This window comes from uncultured Demequina sp. (assembly GCF_913055775.1).
In the GTDB taxonomy this organism is placed as follows: domain Bacteria; phylum Actinomycetota; class Actinomycetes; order Actinomycetales; family Demequinaceae; genus Demequina.
In genome coordinates, this window is sequence record NZ_CAJXJX010000188.1 from 1 (window position 1) to 3,429 (window position 3,429).

The 3,429-nt window shown below is 70.2% G+C and carries 3 protein-coding genes and 1 pseudogene; all 4 read right to left on the bottom strand.

All coding sequences use genetic code 11. The features are described from left to right. Positions 1-556 (bottom strand): flavodoxin-dependent (E)-4-hydroxy-3-methylbut-2-enyl-diphosphate synthase (locus tag QZ483_RS13220; RefSeq protein WP_297084784.1); only part of this gene is annotated, 556 nt, incomplete at its 3' end. Between the two features lie 48 nt (positions 557-604). Further along, the gene (locus QZ483_RS13225; RefSeq protein WP_297084786.1) at positions 605-1,915 is read right to left on the bottom strand and encodes an RIP metalloprotease; all 1,311 of its coding nucleotides are present in this window, start codon (positions 1,913-1,915) and stop codon (positions 605-607) included. 25 nt (positions 1,916-1,940) lie between these two features. After that, entirely contained in the window at positions 1,941-3,092 is a 1,152-nt protein-coding gene (gene dxr / locus QZ483_RS13230) for a 1-deoxy-D-xylulose-5-phosphate reductoisomerase (protein WP_297084788.1), read from the bottom strand. Continuing rightward, positions 3,089-3,429 (bottom strand): annotated as a pseudogene (locus QZ483_RS13235) (cell division protein DivIVA); the annotation flags it as partial. The pseudogene QZ483_RS13235 and the gene dxr, both read right to left, overlap by 4 nt.

Here is a 3,429-nt window from a genome sequence, read left to right on the forward strand (position 1 = left end):
CCTGGAAGTCCAGGCTGTCGAGGATGTCCACGTGGCGCAGGGCGGATTCCACCAGGGCCTCGGGTGTCGGCTCGCCGTACTTACGCTGCAGGCTCTTTTCCAGTGAGCCGGCATTGACGCCGATGCGGATCGAGGTCCCGTGGTCCTTCGCCGCCTGGGCGATCTCCTTGACCTGGTCATCGAAGCGCCGGATGTTGCCCGGGTTCACACGCACGGCAGCGCAGCCGGCCTCGATCGCGGCGTACACGTACTTGGGCTGGAAGTGGATGTCCGCGATCACCGGGATCTGCGATTTCTTGGCGATCGCCGGAAGCGCGTCGGCGTCGTCCTGCGTCGGACACGCCACGCGCACGATGTCGCAGCCCGAGGCGGTGAGCTCGGCAATCTGCTGCAGCGTCGCATTGATGTCGTGAGTCTTGGTGGTGGTCATCGACTGCACGCTCACCGGTGCGTCGCCGCCGACGTAGAGGTCGCCCACCTTGATCTTGCGGGTCTTGCGGCGCGGCGCGAGGGTGGGCGCCGGCATGGCGGGCATTCCGAGTCCGATGGCAGTCACGGTGTCATTATCTCCAAGTCTCGGCGGCAGTCGGGCAGGTCACACGCGTCACAGCACGCTCACGGGAGCGACGATGTCCGCATAGATCAGAACGACGCCCATCACCAGCAGAATTCCGAACACCCCATACGCGAGCGGCATCATGCGGGCCACGTCGACGGGAGCCGGGGCGGGCAGGCGTCGCAGTCGCGCCCAGCCGTTCTTGATCCCCTGCCACAGCGCGGACGCCACGTGGCCGCCGTCCAGCGGCACCAGGGGGATCATGTTGAACACGAACAGCGCGAGGTTCAGGCCGCCCAGAAGCATCAGCATGTCGGCGACGCGCTCGGTGATGGAGTAGCCCTCCACCTCAGTACCGGCGATCTCACCCGCCACGCGCCCCACGCCCACGACACCCATCACGGAGTCGGTGCGACGCTCCTCTTGCCCAAGCGCGGCCTGGGCCGCATCGATCAGGTGCGACGGCAGGTGGACGATGACGTCGGTGGTGGCGACCAGGTACTCCCAGGTGAGCGCGGAACCGGCAGTGAGCGGCTGGCGCTCGTTGACCAGCTCGCTGTAGACGCCCAGGTATCCGACAGTCTCCAGGACCGGCTCTCCCGCGGCATCGAGGACAACCTCGCCCTCGTCGTCGTAGACCGCACGGTCGCGCTCGGCAGGGGTGACGGTCAGCGCCACGATCTCGCCGTCCCGTTCGACCTCGAGGGGAAGGGACTGCCCGGGGCTGTCGGCGATGATCGCCGTCGCCTGCGCCCACGACTCGGCGGGCACGTCGTCGACTGCCACGATCACATCGCCGTCTTGGAGGCCTGCGGCCACGGCCGGCGATGCCGGGTCGTCTTCGGTGCATGTGGTGGCTCCCGCGGCGGGGGTGCACGGCACCACGGCGCCGACTGTCAACGATTGGGTGGGCGTGCCGACGATGCTCAGGACGCCGGTGAACAACACCACGGCGAGCACCAGGTTCACGAGCGGCCCGCCCATCATCACGATGATCTTGCGCCACCAGGTCAGGTGGTAGAACGCGCGGTGGTCCTCCCCCGGCTGGATCTCCTCGACGGCCGCTTCGCGCGCGTCGCCGATGAGCCGCGAGGCCCAGCCGGTGCCGCGCACGGGCTTCACGCGCTCCTCGGGCGGGATCATGCCCACCAGGCGCACGTAGCCGCCCAGCGGGATCGCCTTGAGGCCGTACTCGGTCTCGCCCTTGACGCGCGACCACACCCGCGGGCCGAAGCCCACGAAGTACTCGCTGACCCGCACTCCGAACTTCTTGGCCGGGATCATGTGGCCCAGCTCGTGAAGCGCGATCGAGATCAGCAGCCCGATCACGAGCACCAGGATGCCCACCGCCGTCGCCATGTTCCCTACCCTACGTTCCGATTCCTCAGCCGATGAGTGCCGCGGCGCGGGCTCGCGCCCACCGCTCGGCCTCGTCGACGGCCTCGAGCGACAGCTCGGAGGGCGCGTCGTACTCCTCCACAACGCGCCGCACCGTGTCCACGATCCCGAGGAAAGGCAACGATCCGGCAACGAACGCCTGCACGCACTCCTCGTTGGCGGCGTTGAACACCGCCGGGTGGAGGGCCGATGCGGCGACGGCCTGGCGAGCCACGCTCACCGCGGGGAAGGCACCCTCGTCGAGGGGCTCGAAGGTCCAGGTGGCGGCCTGCGTCCAGTCGCATGCGGGGGCGGCGTCGGGAACGCGGTGCGGCCAGCCCAGGCCCAGCGCGATCGGCAGGCGCATGTCGGGCGGCGAGGCCTGCGCGAGCGTGGAGCCGTCCACGAACTCGACCATCGAATGGATCACGGACTGCGCATGCACCACGACCTCGATCCGGTCCATGGGCACGTCGAACAGTAGGTGCGCCTCGATCACCTCGAGGGCCTTGTTGACCATCGAGGCGGAGTTGATCGTGACCACAGGACCCATGTCCCACGTGGGGTGCTGCAGGGCGTCCGCGGCAGTGACGTGGGCGAGCTGGTCGCGCGTGCGCCCGCGGAACGCTCCACCGGAGGCCGTGACGACCAGGCGTCGCACCTCGGCCGCCGTCCCGCCGCGCAGCGCCTGCGCGAGCGCCGAGTGCTCGGAGTCGACGGGCACGATCTGGTCGGGGCGCTGCACGGCCTGCTTGACCAGCGCTCCTCCGGCGACCAGCGACTCCTTGTTGGCCAGCGCGAGCGTGCTGCCGGCGTCGAGCGCGGCGAGCGTGGGCCGCAGGCCCACCGAGCCGGTGATGCCGTTGAGCACCACATCGGCGCCGCAGGCCGCGGCGGCGACCACCGCATCGGCCCCTCCCACGACCTCGACCCCGGGAAGGTCGCGCGCAATCTCAGCCACCGCATCGGCCCTCGCGACGGCCACGAGCCGGGCGCCGGTCGCGCGCGCCTGCGCGACCACGAGGTCGGGGTCAGATCCGCCCGCGGCGATGGCGGTGACGTCGAACGATCCCGGGTTGCGATCGATGACGTCGATCGCCTGGGTGCCGATCGATCCGGTGGAGCCCAGCAGCGCGACCGTGCGGGGCTGGTCGCTCACGCCGCCCCGAGCAGAATCTCGACCGCGCGGGCGATGTACGCGTCGACCACGCGCTCGTCATACGCGGCCCACGACGCGCGGCGACGGAAGGTCGCGGAGCGCAGCTCCTCGGCCGTGAGCGGCTTGCCCTGGTCGAAGAACACGGTGAGGCGGTCGAGCAGGCTGTCGACGTCCTCCGCCGAGTAGCCCGAGCGACCGAACGCCGGCTGGGCGAAGCGCTCGCCGGCGGGGCGGCGCAGTCGCGGGTACAGGCTCTGGGCGCGCTCCGCGAGCTGCGCCATCCACGCGTCCTGGCCGTGGGCGGCGATGTAGCGCTCCTTGACGCGCGACGTGAAGG

Coding starts and splice junctions, on each gene's coding strand:
- QZ483_RS13225 (WP_297084786.1), bottom strand. CDS start 1,915: ATGGCGACGGCGGTGGGCATCCTGGTGCTCGTGATCGGGCTGCTGATC.